General features: G+C 71.2%; 17 protein-coding genes. 8 read left to right on the top strand and 9 right to left on the bottom strand.

What is annotated here, in order from left to right; genetic code table 11:
* Positions 1 to 39: 39 nt before the first annotated feature.
* The 4 genes from ACWEJ6_RS42730 to ACWEJ6_RS42715 form a co-directional block, all read right to left on the bottom strand.
* Positions 40 to 339, bottom strand: a complete 300-nt coding sequence (locus ACWEJ6_RS42730; protein WP_452431254.1) for a hypothetical protein — start codon at positions 337 to 339, stop codon at positions 40 to 42.
* 324 nt (positions 340 to 663) lie between these two features.
* Positions 664 to 1,911 carry an NADH-quinone oxidoreductase subunit NuoH gene (nuoH, locus tag ACWEJ6_RS42725; protein ID WP_452431253.1) on the bottom strand — a complete coding sequence of 416 codons (1,248 nt, stop codon included), beginning with the start codon at positions 1,909 to 1,911 and terminating at the stop codon, positions 664 to 666.
* A gap of 57 nt (positions 1,912 to 1,968) precedes the next feature.
* Positions 1,969 to 2,625, bottom strand: a complete 657-nt coding sequence (locus tag ACWEJ6_RS42720; RefSeq protein WP_452431252.1) for a helix-turn-helix domain-containing protein — start codon at positions 2,623 to 2,625, stop codon at positions 1,969 to 1,971.
* Positions 2,626 to 2,939: 314 nt separating this feature from the next.
* Positions 2,940 to 3,758 carry an alpha/beta fold hydrolase gene (locus ACWEJ6_RS42715; protein ID WP_452431251.1) on the bottom strand — a complete coding sequence of 273 codons (819 nt, stop codon included), beginning with the start codon at positions 3,756 to 3,758 and terminating at the stop codon, positions 2,940 to 2,942.
* Positions 3,759 to 3,766: 8 nt separating this feature from the next.
* Between ACWEJ6_RS42715 and ACWEJ6_RS42710 the strand changes: the two genes are divergently transcribed.
* Positions 3,767 to 4,228 carry a TetR family transcriptional regulator C-terminal domain-containing protein gene (locus ACWEJ6_RS42710; RefSeq protein ID WP_452431250.1) on the top strand — a complete coding sequence of 154 codons (462 nt, stop codon included), beginning with the start codon at positions 3,767 to 3,769 and terminating at the stop codon, positions 4,226 to 4,228.
* Positions 4,229 to 4,243: 15 nt separating this feature from the next.
* On the opposite strand, the gene ACWEJ6_RS42705 is transcribed toward ACWEJ6_RS42710, so the two are convergent.
* Positions 4,244 to 4,891: a nitroreductase family protein gene (locus tag ACWEJ6_RS42705; protein ID WP_387649012.1), complete on the bottom strand. Its 648-nt coding sequence runs from the start codon at positions 4,889 to 4,891 to the stop codon at positions 4,244 to 4,246.
* A gap of 13 nt (positions 4,892 to 4,904) precedes the next feature.
* Entirely contained in the window at positions 4,905 to 6,260 is a 1,356-nt protein-coding gene (locus ACWEJ6_RS42700; RefSeq protein WP_452431249.1) for an MFS transporter, read from the bottom strand.
* A 135-nt stretch (positions 6,261 to 6,395) separates the two neighbouring features.
* On the opposite strand from ACWEJ6_RS42700, the gene ACWEJ6_RS42695 reads away from it, so the two are divergent.
* From ACWEJ6_RS42695 to ACWEJ6_RS42685, 3 genes are all read left to right on the top strand, one after another.
* A complete protein-coding gene (locus tag ACWEJ6_RS42695; RefSeq protein WP_452431248.1) occupies positions 6,396 to 6,866 on the top strand; it encodes a MarR family winged helix-turn-helix transcriptional regulator in 471 nt (156 codons plus the stop codon).
* 192 nt (positions 6,867 to 7,058) lie between these two features.
* Positions 7,059 to 7,211, top strand: coding sequence for a hypothetical protein (locus ACWEJ6_RS42690; RefSeq protein WP_387683099.1), 153 nt, complete (start codon positions 7,059 to 7,061; stop codon positions 7,209 to 7,211).
* Positions 7,212 to 7,225: 14 nt separating this feature from the next.
* Positions 7,226 to 7,465: a hypothetical protein gene (locus tag ACWEJ6_RS42685; protein ID WP_452431247.1), complete on the top strand. Its 240-nt coding sequence runs from the start codon at positions 7,226 to 7,228 to the stop codon at positions 7,463 to 7,465.
* 104 nt (positions 7,466 to 7,569) lie between these two features.
* On the opposite strand, the gene ACWEJ6_RS42680 is transcribed toward ACWEJ6_RS42685, so the two are convergent.
* The 3 genes from ACWEJ6_RS42680 to ACWEJ6_RS42670 all read right to left on the bottom strand — a co-directional run bounded on the left by ACWEJ6_RS42680 (position 7,570) and on the right by ACWEJ6_RS42670 (position 9,587).
* Positions 7,570 to 8,118, bottom strand: coding sequence for a hypothetical protein (locus ACWEJ6_RS42680; protein WP_452431282.1), 549 nt, complete (start codon positions 8,116 to 8,118; stop codon positions 7,570 to 7,572).
* Positions 8,031 to 8,747, bottom strand: a complete 717-nt coding sequence (locus ACWEJ6_RS42675) for an aldo/keto reductase (protein WP_452431246.1) — start codon at positions 8,745 to 8,747, stop codon at positions 8,031 to 8,033. Before ACWEJ6_RS42675 ends, ACWEJ6_RS42680 begins: the two co-directional genes overlap by 88 nt.
* Positions 8,748 to 8,915: 168 nt before the next feature.
* Positions 8,916 to 9,587: a TetR/AcrR family transcriptional regulator gene (locus tag ACWEJ6_RS42670; RefSeq protein ID WP_387683028.1), complete on the bottom strand. Its 672-nt coding sequence runs from the start codon at positions 9,585 to 9,587 to the stop codon at positions 8,916 to 8,918.
* 63 nt (positions 9,588 to 9,650) lie between these two features.
* On the opposite strand from ACWEJ6_RS42670, the gene ACWEJ6_RS42665 reads away from it, so the two are divergent.
* The 4 genes from ACWEJ6_RS42665 (at position 9,651) to ACWEJ6_RS42650 (ending at position 16,099) form a co-directional block, all read left to right on the top strand.
* On the top strand, positions 9,651 to 11,099 hold the full coding sequence (locus ACWEJ6_RS42665; protein ID WP_452431245.1) for an FAD-dependent monooxygenase: 1,449 nt from the start codon (positions 9,651 to 9,653) through the stop codon (positions 11,097 to 11,099).
* Between the two features lie 485 nt (positions 11,100 to 11,584).
* Entirely contained in the window at positions 11,585 to 12,094 is a 510-nt protein-coding gene (locus ACWEJ6_RS42660) for a BtpA/SgcQ family protein (RefSeq protein ID WP_452431244.1), read from the top strand.
* Between the two features lie 238 nt (positions 12,095 to 12,332).
* Positions 12,333 to 13,469, top strand: a complete 1,137-nt coding sequence (locus tag ACWEJ6_RS42655; RefSeq protein WP_452431243.1) for a hypothetical protein — start codon at positions 12,333 to 12,335, stop codon at positions 13,467 to 13,469.
* A gap of 947 nt (positions 13,470 to 14,416) precedes the next feature.
* Positions 14,417 to 16,099, top strand: coding sequence for a protein kinase domain-containing protein (locus tag ACWEJ6_RS42650; protein WP_452431242.1), 1,683 nt, complete (start codon positions 14,417 to 14,419; stop codon positions 16,097 to 16,099).
* Positions 16,100 to 16,539 lie beyond the last annotated feature (440 nt).

Below are 16,539 nucleotides of genomic sequence, written 5' to 3'. Positions count from 1 at the left end.
GGCCACGGTGAAGATGCCGATGAGGGAGGCGGCGATGTCTCACGCGGTGACGTCGGAGCGGAGGTCGCCCGCCGCGCGACCGGCGTCGAGAATCGTGGTGATGGCCGCCAGTAGCTCGCTCCAGGTCTGCGCATGGGCGATCTCGCCCGACTCGATCATCGCGAGCAGCGTGTCGAGCATGCCGTTCTTGGTCGCGATCCAGTCCCCGAACACGTCCATCCAGCATCGCATCGCCGCGGCCGGGGGCAGTCGGCCGAGCAGTTCGCGGGCGCCCTTCGACCGGCAGGTCGTCGCCCGAGACCGCATCCGCCGGCTCACGTTGCCGACCGGGATCGTCACCGTCCTTTCGCCACGAGAACGATCTCGTCGAAGTGCGCGCGGCGACCGAAGCCGAGGCGGCCCGGGTGCTCATGGTCGAGGGGATGCGGAGCTGACTGTGCCGTCGGCGAGGTCTTGGACCAGCCTTCTCCGGCGATGGGTCGGGATGTCGCAGGCGGCCATCGCCCTCTGCAACAGGTCGGCGTCGAACCCGTGCCTGCGCATGTGGTCGAAGAGGGGGACGTATCGATCGCCGCCTCATGGTCGTCACGCGCGCTGAGTGGGTGGCTAGCGTGTCGGCCTCGCCGAACGGCGGGCCACCCTGGTCAGCGCCCGGGTGGCGGATCAGCGGCCGTGATAGTGCGGCAGATCGAGCGGCGGCACCGGGAAGCCGCCTGCGGTCGGCTCTTCGCCGAGCTCCTCGAACTCGGCGTCGACCTGTGCTTTCCTGGCTTCCCTTCGCCGCTGGCCGACGGTGTCGAACCGCATCCAGATGGCCAGTACGCCGACGGCAATGACGACCCCGAGCGCGATGGAGACGACTCCCGGGCTCTGCGTGATCGTCCGGACGGCGGCGACGAGGAGGATCCAGCCCAGGTTGACCGGGATGAGGACCTTCCAGCCCAAGGACATGAGCTGGTCGTAGCGCACGCGGGGCAGCGAGGCGCGGACCCAGATGATGAAGCAGAACGTCAGCACGAACTTGATGAAGAACCAGAGCATCGGCCACCAGCCCTCGTTCGCGCCCGCCCACAGCGAGATCGGGAACGGCGCCCGCCAGCCACCCATGAACAGGGTGACCGCGATGCCGGAGGCGGTGAACGTGTGCAGGTACTCGCCCATCATGATCAGAGCGAACTTCAGCGACGAGGAGTACTCCGTCTGGAACCCGCCGACCAGCTCACCCTCACCCTCGGGCAGGTCGAACGGAATCCGCGCCGCGTCACCGAACATGCAGACCACATACACCAGGAACGACGGCAGCAGCATGATGCCGTACCACAGCGACGTCTGCGCGTTCACGATCTCCGAGGTCGACAGCGTCCCGGCGAAGATGAAGACGGCCACGAACGACAGGCCCATCGCGATCTCGTAGGAGACCACCTGCGCCGCCGAACGCAAACCACCGAGCAGCGCGTACGGCGAGCGCGACGACCACCCGGCCAGCACCACCCCGTACACCGAGATGGCCCCCATCGCCAGCATGAACAACACCGCCACCGGCAGATCGACCAGCTGCAACGGCGTCTGGTGCCCGAACATCCACACCTTCGGCCCGAACGGCACGATCGAGAACGCCAGGAACGCCGGAACCACCATCATGACCGGAGCCAGCAGATACAGCACCTTGTCCACGGTGTTGGGGAAGAGATCCTCCTTCAACCCCATCTTGATCGCGTCCGCCACCGACTGCAGGATCCCGAAGGGTCCCGCCCGGTTGGGTCCGACGCGGTTCTGCATCCTGGAGATGAGCTTGCGCTCGAACCAGACCCCGAACACGACCCCCAGCGACAGGAAGAGGAACAGGAACACCGCCTTGATGATGGTGATCCCCAGCGGATCCCTGCCGAAGTCGGCGAGCGTGACTCCCATGACGTGCTGCCCCTTCCCGTCCCGGGCACGCCGTTCGGCCGGGAGCGGAAGGTCACGCTATTCGGCGAGCCGCCCGGTGTCTTGAACGAATGCGAACAGCTGCGCGGGCGTCAGCCGCGACATCGCCCTGATCTCCCGGCTGAGATGCGGCTGGTCGGCGAAACCACAGCTCAGGGCCGCGTCCAGGGTGGCTGACGGGCGGCGCCAGCTGTCCACGGTCCGCTGGAAGCGGGCAATCCGGGCGACGGTTTTGGGTGACAAACCCACCACTCTGCGGAATCCGAGCTCGACGTACCGCCTGCTGACACCGACCTCGGCGGCGAGGCCCGCGATCGTGCGCGGACAGTCCGAGGCCTGCAGCCGCCACCAGGCGCGCATGATCAGGTGGTCGCGCCCCGGGCCGGGGCGCAGCCACGCCGTCAGGCGCTCCCACAGCAGGGCGAAGCGCTCATCCCAGCTCGCTGACTCGCCCAGCCGCCCCGCCAGCTCCTCGGCCCGGACGCCGAGGAGGTCAGCGAGCGGCACGGTCGCCCCGGCCACCTCCCGGACCGGCGCGCCCGTCAGCGCGGACATCCCGGCGGGGGTGAGCCCGACCGCCATCCCGTGACGCCACGGCGTGCGGACCGCGAACGTCGCGGTGGCGCGCGGGCCGGTGATGATCGGGCTCATGCCGGTGAAGTCGACGATCAAGGTGGCCGCGTTGAGCGGCAGCATCCGCGCGTCCTCCGCCGTCCGCGTCCGGAACCCCGCCGCCCCCAGCGCGTACGGGCGCAGGTGCGGCGGCGACCGCCGCACAATCATCTCGTACGGCTCAGCCTGCCTCAGCGCGGGCACCGAGTGGATCATGCCGTGGCCGGCAGGAGCATGGCGCGTGCCTGACGTGCCTCAGCCAGACCAACCATGGATAACGCGTCAGACACGTTCTGAATCCTTCATGTGCCTAGCATGCCTGACACTCCAACAGCACCGAAGATAACCGCGGGTATCTTGGGTTCTCGGCATGTCTCTGCAGTTCAGCGCATTGTTGATCAGTAAGGCATGTGCAGCCGGCGGGCGCGCTGCGCGGGCTTGCCCGGATCGTGGATGATGCTGCGCCCGGCGATCAGGGCGAGCACCGGCGCCTCGACGCCGGCCACCTGGTCGTCGGCCGGGTACGACGGCGACGGCAGGAAGGAGGTGAAGTCCCGCATGCCCGCCGAGATCAGGTTGGCGACGGCCTCGTCGCCGGAGGCGTCGGCTCCGCCGGAGATCCAGCTCAGCAGCTTGTGGCGCCACGACTCGGGGAAGAACGGCAGCACCGACCCCAGCGAGATGATGACGACCTTCCAGGTGATCCGGCCGAACGTTATCGCGGGGTCGAGCAGCCTCACCGAGGCGATCTTGTCCGGGGCGCGCATGGCGAGCTGGAAGGCGCTCCACCCGCCGATGGACACCCCGAGGAGGTGCACCCGGCGTGGCCCAGCCGGGCCAGCAGCTCCACCCAGCCAGTCGACCTGGTCGGCCGAGCTCTTGAACGCCCGCGTCTGCACCGACAGGCCGGGCTCGCCGAGCAGGTCGACCGTGTAGACCGGCCGGTGCGCAATGAGATCGGCCAGGTTCGGCTCCCACATCGGCGTGGACGCCGTCCGCCCCGGCAGCAGGAGGAGCGGCACGCCGGAGCCGAAGCGATAGACCCGGACGGTGCCGAAGCCGGTGGTCACGTCGTGGGTCTCGGCGGGCTCGGGCAACCGCGCCATGGCCTGGTCGTAGGCGGTGCGGTAGCGCGCGAACGCGGACGGGTCGCGGATGTGGCCGAGCCGCCGGCCGCGGAAGGCGGCTCCGATGTTGGGTTGCACGAGGTCGTTCACGTACGGTCGTGCCGAAACAGGTCGACCACGCGGCCCGCTGGACGGAGATCGCCCACGCCGCCCTCAGGCTGTGCGCCCGCGACGGCCTGGCCGGCCTGAGCATGGGGCAGGTCGCCCAGGAGGCCGGCGGCCCGGCCGGCGTGCTGCGGCGGGCGCTGCTCGCCGTCGTCTGGCTGGGCGCGCACGCTCCCGTCCTCCTGCTCGCCGGGCACGCCTTTCTCGCCAGGGCCGTCGCCGGCCCCGACGTGCTCGCGCTGTACCGGACGGGCGGCGCGGCGGTCCACCGCGAGATCGCCGCCCTCCTGACCGCCGCCTCCGATCCGGGCATCGACGCTGACACCGAGGCCCACATCCTGCTCGGGCTCGCGCGCGGTCTGGCCGACGGCGTGCTGGTCGGGGAGCTGGACCTCGCGCGCGCGGCCGCCGTCCTCGACCACCAGCTCGCCCGGCTCGGGACCACCGGCCGGTAGGGCCGGAACGGGCTCTCACCAGCGGTCCCAGTGCAGGACCTCCTCGCGCGGGATGCGGGGAGCGGGCCTGAACTCGGTGCCGATGGTGAAGGCCAGCGGGATGAACGCGGCCAGCATCACCTTCTCGTACGGCACCCCGAGAACCTGGGCGAGCTCCCGTTCGAGGGGCGCCTGCGCGGTCGTCCACACCGTGCCGAGGCCGCGGGCCCGCGCGGCCAGCATGAAACTCCACACCGCCGGCAGGATCGACCCCCACGCCCCCGCCTGCGCCTCCACCGTGGCGCGGTCGGTGCGCCCCTCGACGCCCGGGATGACGAACGCGGGCACCCGGTGGATGTTGGCGGCCAGGTGACGCAGCCCGTCGAAGACCCGCTCGGTGGAGCCGCGGTGGTAGTTCATGCGCCACAGATCGCGCTCGCTCAGCGGCTGCCCGGTGGCCCGCGACAGGGAGCGCAGGAAGAGGTCGGCCACGGCCCGCCGCTGCTCGGGCTCGGTGACGACGAGGAAGTGCCAGCGCTGCCGGTTGCGTCCGGTGGGCGCCTGTACGGCCAGGTCCACGCACTGCTCGATCAGCTCGCGGGGCACCGGACGGGTGAAGTCGAGGCGTTTGCGCACGGCGCGGGTGGTGCTCAGCAACTCGTCGGGCGTGAGATCCAGTGTCACGGCAGGTTCCCTTTCAGTCGATCGGTACGGCGGCGGGACGGCGGGCGCGCAGCCCGTAGGCGGCGACGAGGGCCCCCAGCAGCGAGAACCCGCCCGCCACCAGGAACGCGAGCCGGTAACCGGCCAGCGGCGACCCGCCCAGTGGCAGGACGGCGGCCAGCACCGCCACGCCGACCCCCGCCCCGATCTGGACGGAGGACGTGACCAGCCCCGAGGCCAGCCCCTGCCGCGCGTCGGGCAGGCCGGCGACGGCGGCGATGTTGAGGCTGGGGAAGGACAGCCCGTTGCCGACGCCGTGCACGACCAGCGCGGGCAGCAGCACCGTGAGGTAGTCGCCGGTGGCCCCGGCCCGCAGGAACAGCAGGATGCCCGTCCCCTGGACGAGCATCCCGGCGGCGGCCACCCGTCCCAGCCCCCAGCGGCTGATCAGCCGGCCGGCCAGGTTGGCCGTGACGACGATGGCCAGGCCCATCGGGACGATCCCGAGCCCGGTGGCCAGCGCGGTGTAGCCGAGCACCTGCTGCAGGTACAGGACGGTGACGAACTGCCAGCCGATGGTCGCGCACGCCCAGGTCAGCGCGGCGAGGTTGGCGGCGCCCACCGTCCCGGACCTGAACACCTCCAGCGGGACGAGCGGGCTGGGCCGCCCGCGTTCGATGAGCACGAACCCGCCGAGCAGCGCCACGGCCACCACCCCAGCCGGCCAGTTCCGCTCGGTCAGCGCGAACACCAGCAGCAGCACGCCCCCGGTGACCGCGACCGCCCCGGCGGCGTCGAACCCGCCGCGCGCCCGCTGCGGCCGGACGTCGCGCGGCAGTGCCAGCGGCGCCGCCGCCAGCACCAGCGCCGCGACCGGCACGGGCAGGAAGAACACCAGCCGCCAGCTGATCTCCGCCAGCAGGCCGGAGGCGATCAGCCCGGCGGTGTAGCCGGTGGCCCCGGCCAGCGAGTAGACCCCGAGCGCCCGGTTGCGCGGCGCGCCCTCGGCGAAGGTGGTGGTGATGAGCGACAGCGCGGCGGGCGCGGTGAGCGCCGCCGCCACCCCCTTGACCACCCGGGTGAGGACCAGCGGCCAGCCCTCCGACAGCAGGCCGCCGGCCAGGCTCGCGGCGGCGAAGATCGCGAGCGAGGTCAGGAACACCCGGCGCCGTCCGAACAGGTCGGCTATCCGGCCGCCGAGCAGCAGGAACCCGCCGTAGGCGACCGCGTAGCCGGACATCAGCCACTGCAGGAGGCTCTCGGGCAGCGACAGGTCGCGGCCGATGGCGGGCAGGGCCACGCCCATGAGGGACAGGTCCATCGAGTCCAGGAACACCGCCGCGCACAACACCACCAGGGCCATCTGTTCGACGCGCTCAGTCCGTGCCACGTCCACTCTCCATCTGAGTACAAACAATTTGCTGACAGACGATTGGGACCGTACGGCTACAAATCATCTGCTGTCAAACGATCGGAGACGAGACGGTTTGCGTTAGACTCGGCGCCGGAGCAAAGAGGGAGATCTATGGCGACCACCACCAGGGCAGGCGACCGCGCACGCCAGGCGTACTTCCCGCGGCTGGCCGCCGAGCGGCTGGACATCGCGTTGTGCCGGGCCTCGGCCGCCGTGGCGCGCGCCGCCGACGCCCACGCCACCACGCAGGGGCTCGGCGTCGGCCAGCAGCTCGTGCTCCAGATGCTGGACGCCGTCGGCCCCTGCTCGCAGCAGACGCTCAGCGAGGAGCTGCGCATCGACCGCAGCGTCATGGTCAGCGTCTGCGACGACCTGGAGCGGGCGGGCCACGTACGCCGCGAACGCAACCCCCGCGACCGCCGCTCCTACGCCGTCACCATCACCGACCCGGGGCGGCGGCGGCTGGCCGAGGCGCAGGCCGCGATCCCGGCCTTCCTCGACGACACCTTCCAGTCCCTCACGCCGCAGGAGCGCGACCAGCTCACCGCCCTCCTCGGCAAACTCCTCAACATCGGTTCCTGAGGCGCCGGTTCCTGAGGCGCCGGGCGGCCGTGGCTGTCGTCCTCCTTGCGGCCGGAGGGACCGGCCTCGCGGAGGAGCCGGGGCCGCCGCCGGCGACCGACAATCGCAGTGCGGCCCCGGAGATCATCGGGGCATCCGGTGGCCGTCACGGAAGCATCTCGCGTACGTCGCGACCTCACCGCAGGAGCCCATGTGACCCGTCTTCGTCCCGTCATCACCGTCGCGCTGCTGGCCGCGGCCACAGTGGGGGCGCTGTCCCTGCCGGTCCAGGCCACCGAAGGCAAGTCATGCAACACCGGACCGAACGGACCCGCCTGCCACTCGCCCGGCTGGGGAACCAAGTAACAGGAAGGATCGCCATGCGTCACGCACGCCGCCTCGTCATCGCCACGCTCCTGGCCGCCGCCTGGATGGTCCCCGCCGCCGTCACCGCCCAGGCCGACAGCCGGACCGACTGCTACCAGATCTACAACCACAACTACCAGGCCCTCGTCGCCCGGGGCTGGAGCCCTGAGAAGGCCGCCAACGAGGCGCTTCTCTACTACGACGAGTGCATGCGGCTCAAGGAGAACCCCGCGTCGAGCACCCCGACCGACTGAACCCCTCCGCGAACCGTCCTGCGGCTGCTCCGCGCACGCCCATCCACGCAGGAAGGGCGTGCGCGGAAGCAGCCCGTCAGATGCCGCCCGTCAGATGCCGCCCGTCAGATGCCGATCGTGAGGGTTCCGGGCGCGGTGAGCCGCGTGACGCCGCCGCCGGCGCAGGCGAGCGGGTCGGGCTGAAGCCCGAGGCCCTGCGAGATGGCGGGCAGGCCCTGGTACCTGCCGTCCTGGATCGAGCCGGTGGCGATGACCTGGATGTAGCCGGCGACCCGGTTCACGACCCGGTGGTAGGCGAACGTGCTGTGCTCTCCGGAGCTCCAGCGGAAGGTCCGGGTCCCGTCGCCCGAGGAGAGCAGGCTGGTGCAGGTGGCGCCCACCGCCGTCCCTGACTCCTCGTACCAGCCGGTGGGGACGGAACCGTCCGTGCAGGCGGTGAGCCGGCCGTGGACGGCGAACGCGACCGTCTGGGGCGTGTTCGTCAGCGGCGGCTGGTAGACGATGTCCTCCTGGAGGGTGCAGACCTGGAGGGGCGCCGCGTGCGCGACGGACGCGGGCAGCAGGCTCAGCCCCACCGTGACCAGCACGGTGAGGGCGAGGAGCACGGCGGGCGCGGATCGTCCCGAGCCTCGGGCGGTACGTCGCGGCGACATGGGCGGGGCCCCTTCCGTGAAGGCGGACGGCAGACGGTTCCTTGCTCGGAAACCCGCTGTGGGCGGGCGCTTACGTATGGTGAACCGCTCCGCGTCGCCCGCCCAGCGTCCGCGCGAACAGCATTTGCCATCGGCGGATGCTCAAGGTGTCTCCGTCCGGCCAGGATTGCCGCCGCGGTCCTGCGGGAACCGGGCGGAGTTCCGCGGCCGTCGCCGCCCCCGTGGATCGGCGGTCGCCGCTCACGGCACCCGGCGGTCGAAGCGGCCGATCGAGGGGCCGTAGACGGACTCCCGCGAATCTTGATGAAGCTCTGCGGGAACCCGAGCGGGCAGGCGCTGACCTGGTCGAGCCGCTCGCCCACGTCCGGCGGCAACCGCAGGTCGCAGGCGGCGAGGTTGTCGGTGAGCTGGTCGAGCGTCCGCGCGCCGGAGCTCGGGTGGATCCAGGTGTGATGCGCCCTGGTCCAGGCGAGGGCGGCCTGGGAGGAGGAGACGCCGAGCTCGTCGGCGGCCTTGTCGACCTCGTCGGCGATCGTCAGGTGGTGTTCTGGTACGGCGTCGCGGCTGATCCTGGACCCGGCGGTGGCGTCGGCGCGGGTGAACTTCCCCGACAACCGGTGTGTCGCCACGGCAACCTGCGTCAGGCGCTCCTGGAGGTGGGCACCCCATTCCAACTGCTCGGCGTCGCCCTGGACGACCTGGTCTCCTGGGGCCGCCCCCTGCGCGGACTCCCCGACGGTTGCGGCCCGCCCGGCCTGAGGACATGCCCTTCCGCGATCCGGCTCTCGACGCCGGCATCAGTCGGTGGTCAGTCCTGTGATGATCAGATTCAGGCCGTGGGCGAAGTGGGCGGCGAAATCGGTGCTGGTCAGTGTGGCTTCGGCGGCGGCCAGGTTGGGGTAGGCGTCGGGGTCGAGGGCCGCGTGCAGCAAAGTCAGTGAGGCGGGCAACTCGGAGCCGGCGAGAGACTGGGCGGCCTGTTCCTCCAGGGTGTGGCCGACGGTGAAGTGGATGATCGTGAGTGCCGTACGGGTGGCGGCCTCGGGGGTCGGGCATGTCTCGCGCAGCACGCCCACGAGGGTCTCGGCGTAGTTCAGCGTGTTGGGCCCGACGGAGTGGGTGCCGGCGTAGACGCGTGCGCCGTCGCGGTGGCGCAGCAGCGCGGTGCGCAGCCGTCCGGCCAGTTCGGTGAGCTGATCGCGCCAGGCGAGCCCGTCGGGCAGCGGGTCGGCGCAGCCCGCGAGCATCTCCTCCGCCATGGCGGCGAGCAGCGTCTGCTTGGTGGCGAAGTGCCGGTAGAGCGTGCCCGCCTGGACGTCGAGGGCCGCGGCCAGACGGCGCATGGTCAGCGCGTCGAGCCCGTCCTCGTCGACCAGGCGCAGGGCGGTGGCGACCGCCTCCGGCACGCCCATCTTGCGGGGGCGGCCCCGGGAGCGCTGGGCGGACGAGGAGGTTGACGTGGGTCCCATGCCCAGTGATACTAATGACCTCGATTTTATGAACGATGTTCATTTAATAGGAGGGACGCAAGCGTGCACATCGACGTGATCGTGGTGGGAGCCGGGCCCACCGGACTGCTGCTGGCCGCGGAGCTGGCCCTGGCGGGCGTGGCGGTCCGCGTGCTCGAACGGAACGACGCGCCCACCAGCCAGTCGCGGGCGCTCACGCTGCACCCGCGCAGCATCGAGGTGATGGACCTGCGCGGCATCGCCGGCCGTTTCCTCGCCCGCGGTCACACCCTGCCCGGGTGGCACTTCGCGGGCCTGAACACGCGCCTCGACTTCACCGCCCTCGACACCCGGCACGGCTACACCCTGTTCCTGGAGCAGGCCCGGACCGAGGAACTGCTCGACGCCCGCGCCCGCGAGCTGGGCGCCGAGATCGTCCGTGGCTGTCAGGTCACCGCCGTACGGCAGGAGCCGGACGGCGTCGTCGTCCAGACAGCCCGGGGAGAGACGCTGCGCGCCTCCTACGTCGTGGGGTGCGACGGCGGACGCGGCATCGTCCGGCAGGCGGCCGGCATCCCCTTCGACGGAACCGACGAGACGCTGTCCGGCATGCTCGGCGACTTCGCGGCCACCGATCCGGACGCCGTGCGCGCGGCCGAGGCCCACGGCGTGCTGGCCGTGCCGCTGGAGGGCGGGCTGACCCGGTTCGTGGTCATCGATCCCGAACGCATGCGGGTGCCGTCCGGCCTGCCCCTGACGTACGAGGAGTTCCGGCAAGCGCTGACGAACGTCGCCGGCACGGACTTCGGCGTCGCCGAGCCGCGCTGGCTGTCGCGGTTCGGCAACGCGACCCGCCTGGCCGGGCGGTACCGGCAGGGCCGGCTCCTGGTGGCGGGCGACGCGGCCCACATCCACTTCCCGGCGGCGGGACAGGGCCTCAACACCGGTCTGCAGGACGCCATGAACCTGGGGTGGAAGCTCGCCGCCCAGGTCAAGGGCTGGGCTCCGGAAGGGCTGCTGGACTCCTACGACGCCGAGCGCCGCCCGGTCGGCGCGGCCGTCACCGCCAACACCGAGGTGCAGACGCTGCTGATGGAACTGACTCTGGTGCCGCAGTACCGGCGGCCGGTCATGGCGCTGCGCGGCATGCTCGACGGCCTCCTGCGCATCGGGGAGGTCAACCACGACCTCGCCGCCTCGGTCTCGGCGATCGGCACCCACTACGGCGACGGCTTCCCGGCCGGGGCCCGAGTGCCCGATCTGCCGATCAGCGTCGCGGAGCGGCCCGAGGTTGGGCGTCTGTACGAATTGCTGCACGACGGGCGATTCCTGCTCGTCCATACGGGAAAGCGGGCCGGCGCGCCCGGCAGCCGGGACGACCGCATGCAGATCGTCACCGCCACGGCCTGGCAGCCCTCGCCCGACCTGGAGGAGGCCGAGGCGCTCCTCGTCCGGCCGGACGGGCACCTCGCCTGGGCGGGGCCGATGGAGGCCGAGCAGCAGGCCCTGCTGGACTGGACGGGGGCGGCTTGACCCGCCCCGCCACGGCGGGACCCTGCTGAACGCCGGACCAGCCCGGTCCAGATCGGACGGCGAGGTTTCCAGACTGTCACACGCTGAGACATGGCGGCCGTCGCGCCTTCCGTCAGGTGCGCGGATCGCCTGCCGTCCCCGCTGCGTGGACATGGAGAGGCGCGGCGGGCGGGTGTTCGCACCCCAGCGCAGGCCGGCCTCGCGCGGCTGGATGCGGGTCCGCAAACCCGACGCCCTGGAAGGGCGCAAACCGCCCCGTCGAGCTCTCAGCGCTCGGGGGCGCGAGGGCGAGGAGGCAGGCCGCTGGAGTGTCACGGGCATGGCAGCCTTGATCTGCAGTTTGGCCCAGCAGGAGGCGGAACGCCGTGCCCGGCCGATGCGGTACGGGGGTGGGTGATCGGCTGGAACGGTGTCATGGTGGGAGGGGCCGGAGATCTTGGCGTCGAGCGCCTTCGCAGGCGGTCCCGAAGCGAACAGCGGTGGCCATGCCAGGTTCGGACGGAGTGTCGTGGTCAGGACGCGGCAAGCTGGTGCTGGGCATGATCCATCTGCCGCCGCTGCCCGGCACCCCCTTCTATGACGGGGGCGGTGTCGAGCCGATCGTGGAGCGCGCCGCCGCCTCCGCGCGTGCGCTCGTGGAAGGCGGCGCGGACGGATGCCTGATTCAGACGGTGGACCGGATGTATGCCGCAGGGACAGACTCCGATCCGGCGCGGATCGCGGCCATGGCTCTCATCACCCGGGCCGTGGTGGAGATGGCCGGGCCGGGATTCCGGGTCGGGGCCCAGCTGATGCGCAACGCCGTGCAGGCGTCGCTGGCGGTGACGCAGGTCGCTGGCGGGCACTTCACCCGGGTAGGCGCGCTGGTCGGGGCGACCATGACAGCGGGCGGCCTGGTGCAGGGCGACCCGCTCGCGGTGGCGGATTACCGGAACAAGATTGGGGCGCAAGTGATCGCACTGATCGCCGAAGTCGCGCCGATGCGCTTCTCCTGATTCGGCGGCGGCAAGACGGTGGCCGAGGTCGCCGCGACGGCCCGGCAGGCAGGCGCGGACGCGGCGTTCGTCGGAACCTGCCTGGAGAGCGGAGGGCTGGGGCGGCATGATCGACAAGGACAAGGTGGCGTCGTACGTGGACATCGTCCGTTCCGCCCGCAGGTAGGCGGGATACCCAAGACGGGTAGCGGCCCTGGCCACGGTGACCGTCAGCCACCAAGGGAAGGCAGGCATAACGGTGACCTCGCGCTACACGCTGGCAGAGACACCCCGCCAGGTCGCCGCGCTGAGCGAGGACCTGCGCGCCTGCTACCCCGTGGTCGAGGACGCCGCACGGCGACGGGCGAGAGGGCCGAGCCGGGGTGGCCTGACGCGGGTGGTCGTGACCGGTAACGACGACTCTCTGCACGCGGCGCCGGCCACCGAGATGGCCTTCCATACCTTGGGCGGGGTGGCGTGCGAACCTGTGAGCACGCTGCGCCTGCCGGAGTACGGCACCCCGTGGGAGCGCCGAGCGGGAGTGCACACGCTGGTGGTGGGCGTCTCGGCGTCGGGTGGCAACGCCCGGGTTGTCGACGTGCTCACGCGCGCCGCCCAGCACGGCGTGTGGACACTGGCCGTCACCTCGACCCCGGACAGCGCCGTGGCGCGGGCCGCGCAGCACGCGCTGGTGCTTCCCTTGACCGGCTTGCTGCCATGCCCTGGGATCCGCACCTTCCAGGCCAGCCTCCTGACCCTGTACGTGGTCGCGATCGAGATCGGCCGAGCCCGAGGCCACCTCGCCGACAGCGCAGCCGACACCGTGGGTGCCGAGCTCGCAGCGGTGGCCGACGCCGTGGCGGCGACCACCGACCTGGTACGGCACAACTGCGCCCGGGTGGCCGATCAGGTGGCTGGCGCACCGGTGATGCTGGCACTGGGCAGCGGTCCCGGATACGGCAGTGCCCAGTTCGCCGCCGCCGAACTCGTCGAGGCAGCCGGGGTGCTCGCCGCGGCGCAGGACCTCCAGGAGTGGGAACATGTCGAGGTGCTGGCCCGCCCGCTGGACATGCCGACCTTGGTGTTCGCGGCGGCGGGCCGTACCCGGCGGCGCGCTCTGGCCGTGGCGCGGCGGGCCCGCGCACTCGGCCGCACCGTGATCGCTATTGGCCCCGGCAGCACATGCGCGAGCACCACGGCGGTACCCACCGACACCCCCGTGTGGAAGCTGATCTTCCACCACAGGGTGATCGGCCCCATCACCAGCACCCACCACGCCAGCATCACGGCCACCGACGCCGTCACCACCCCAGGAGCGTCCAACACCGCGAGCACGGCCAGCCCGACCACCACGGCGGCGAACCCTGCCGCCATCGGCCCCTTCCGCGACGCCTAGCTCCACCAGGTGAATCGAATCCAGGCGGCCCCGCCGCACCCCGACCGCGCACAACGCCGCGGCCAGCAGCCCCCCACCCAGCCCCCGCCACCCCTCAGCGAGCAGTCCAGCCGCCGGCGGCATGACGATCCACGTCAGGCCGCCTCTCCAGCCGCCTCCCCGCCTTCCACACGCTGATCAGCCATTGCGCCTCCTCGGCGATCTCTGAGCCCTTGGACGCTTCGAGGGGAATGCTCCCTCAAACTGGTCAAGACGTGATTGCACGCATGTGGGGGTTCCGAGATGCTCCTTGACCGTTACCACTGCGTCCGTCGTGCCGGGCGCCCAGGATGACGGCGTGCGACTCCAGCCCAAGGCGACCCGCCCGACGCCACCACGGTGGCGAGCGGTGACGTGGACCCCTGGCGCGTCGCGTGCGCTTCTCATGGCGGTGAGCGCGTTCCTCACCACGGCGTTCTCGCCCCCTGCGCCCGGCAGGGCTGAAGCACTTCCAGCGTCTCCGCTTGTACGCCAGTAACAGCACTTCTTCCTCACATATGCCTTGGGCAGGGCTGGCTGGTGTGCCGCCATGGAGGAGCGCCGCAGGGGCATCGGCCGCCTTGCCTTTCCGGTTCAGAAGAAGAAGGCGCACGCAGTGATCAACTTTGGGCCGGAGGCTGCCCTCTGGCAGCAGATAGTCTCCGCCGCAGGGCCGCTCCTCTGCGCGTTGGCGTCCTAACCAGGATGGCCAAGGCAACCATGCCGGCCGGCAGCAGGGATCGAAGGCAGCTCTTGGAGGGATGCCACCGGAATAGGGCGGAACCGGGCCGCGGGGTGGCACAGCTGCTGGTCAGCGTTACGCGAGTGCTGCGTAGGCGGCGGAGTCGCCGAGGTGGCCGAGACGTCAGCCTGCGCTCTGGCCCGTAGTTTGGTGTTGATCAGAGGGGTGGCGGGATCGGAGTGGTGTGGTGAGAGTGCTGTCGGGACGGTATGAGCTGCTGGAGCCGTTGGGGCGCGGCGGCATGGGGGTGGTGTACCGGGCGCGTGACCGGGAGCTGGAGCGGATGGTGGCGGTCAAGGTGCTGCCCGCGCAGATGCTGCGCGATGAGGACTTCCGGGCCCGGTTCCGCCGGGAGGCGCGGGCGGCGGCGGGCTTGTCGCATCCCCACATCGCGACCGTCTACGACGTCGGTGAGGACAGCGGTGAGGACATCGGTGACGGGGATCCGGTTCCGTATCTGGTGATGGAGCTGGTGGAGGGCGGGACACTGGCCGATCTGCTGCGCCAGGCGCCGCCGTCCCCGGACGAGGCCGGGCAGATCGTGGCGGCGGTCCTGGAGGCGTTGGAGCACAGTCACGGCCGGGAGGTGGTGCACCGCGACATCAAGCCCGCCAACATCATGGTCCACCGCGTCGGCGGCCGGGTGCGGGTGAAGGTGATGGACTTCGGGATCGCCAAGCTCATGTCGGAGACGGCCACCCGACTGACCGCCACCGGAATACAGATCGGCACCCCGTCCTACATGTCGCCCGAGCAGGCCGACGGCAAGCCTGCCGACGCCCGCTCGGATCTGTACTCCACCGGATGCGTGTTGTATGAGCTGCTCACCGGCCGGCCGCCCTTCACCGGGCACTCGCCCGCCGTCGTGCTCTTCCAGCACATCCACAAGACCCCGCAGCCGCCCTCCCAACTGAGCCCGGCCTTGGCCCCCTTCTGGGACCAGATACTGGCGACCGCGCTGGCCAAAGACCCCCAACAGCGCCACCGGGATGCCGCGGCCATGCGCCAGGCCATCGAAACCGGCTTAGCCGCCCCCACCACCCAGGCGCCTCCGCCGACCCTGCCCCTCGCGTCCGCACCGGTATCCGCAACACGAGATCAGGTGCACCGGGTCCTGTCCCGCCGCCGCCTGCTCACCGGGCTGGGCGTCGCAGGCCTGGCCGCCGCCCTGCCGGCCGCCTACTGCACCTTCACCCGGGAAGACACCGCCACCCTCCTCGGCCAGCGCCTCGCCGGCCACAACGGCATCGCCCACTCGGTGGCGTTCAGCCCCGACGGCAGAACCCTGGCCACCGGCAGCTATGACAACACCGTGCGGTTGTGGGACGTGGCCACCCGCACCTCCATCGGCCGCCCCCTCGCCGCCCGCAACAACCCGACGGGCACCGTCACCTCGGTCGCGTTCAGCCCGGACGGCAAGATCCTGGCCGCCGACGATGACGACACCGTGCGGCTGTGGGACGTGGCCACCCGCACCTCCATCGGCCGCCCCCTCACCGGCCACACCGACTGGGTCGCCGCGCTGGCGTTCAGCCCCGATGGCAAGATCCTGGCCACCGGCAGCAGCGACCACACCGTCCGGTTGTGGGACGTGGCCACCCGAACCCCCATCGGCCGCCCCCTCACCGGCCACACCGAAGGCGTCGACTCGGTGGCGTTCAGCCCCGATGGCAAGATCCTGGCCACCGGCAGCAGCGACCACACCGTCCGGTTGTGGGACGTGGCCACCCGCACCTCCATCGGCCGCCCCCTCACCGGCCACACCGACTGGGTCTTGTCGGTGGCGTTCAGCCCGGACGGGAAGATCCTGGCCACCGGCAGCAGGGACGGCACCGTGCGGTTGCGGCAACTGCGAAGTGATTCAGATTGATCAAGCCTACGACCCGTTTCTGCCGTATTCCGGCACAACTCCTTGGAGAGGTGGCTTGAGCACCGCCGGGCGGTGGTGGCGGCCCGCCGCGAGCATCGGAAGGCCAGGCGCCAGGACCGTCGTGAACGGTGCCAGGCCAGACGTGCGGAACGTGCGCGGCGGCGGGAGGAGCGGCAGCTCCGATGTCACGTCAGATCTGACGTTGATCCGCCCCCTTCGGCGCCGACGACGGGGGCGGGGTGACCTTCGGTTCGGGCAGGTTCAGCAGCTTGCACGGTTCCTGGATATCAGGGTGAGCTGGTGGACCGCCCGGACCAGGGCGGCCGGATGGTGACCACCTTCTCGCTCAGCAGCGGCCATGACATAGATGTGGCCGCTGCTGAGCCCGCTGATCGATGATCTGCGCCAGTGATCGGGCTGGGGAAAGGGCCGGCACCGAC

The organism is Nonomuraea sp. NPDC004702 (genome assembly GCF_053601695.1).
This window is presented reverse-complemented; position numbering and strand designations above follow the sequence as displayed.

What these genes read in the sequence shown, in the direction of transcription:
- ACWEJ6_RS42685 (WP_452431247.1), top strand. Translation starts at nt 7,226, where the DNA reads ATGCGTCACGCACGCCGCCTCGTCATCGCCACGCTCCTGGCCGCCGCC.
- ACWEJ6_RS42680 (WP_452431282.1), bottom strand. Translation starts at nt 8,118, where the DNA reads ATGTCGCCGCGACGTACCGCCCGAGGCTCGGGACGATCCGCGCCCGCC.
- nuoH (WP_452431253.1), bottom strand. Translation starts at nt 1,911, where the DNA reads ATGGGAGTCACGCTCGCCGACTTCGGCAGGGATCCGCTGGGGATCACC.
- ACWEJ6_RS42660 (WP_452431244.1), top strand. Translation starts at nt 11,585, where the DNA reads ATGCCAGGTTCGGACGGAGTGTCGTGGTCAGGACGCGGCAAGCTGGTG.
- ACWEJ6_RS42720 (WP_452431252.1), bottom strand. Translation starts at nt 2,625, where the DNA reads ATGCTGCCGCTCAACGCGGCCACCTTGATCGTCGACTTCACCGGCATG.
- ACWEJ6_RS42695 (WP_452431248.1), top strand. Translation starts at nt 6,396, where the DNA reads ATGGCGACCACCACCAGGGCAGGCGACCGCGCACGCCAGGCGTACTTC.
- ACWEJ6_RS42670 (WP_387683028.1), bottom strand. Translation starts at nt 9,587, where the DNA reads ATGGGACCCACGTCAACCTCCTCGTCCGCCCAGCGCTCCCGGGGCCGC.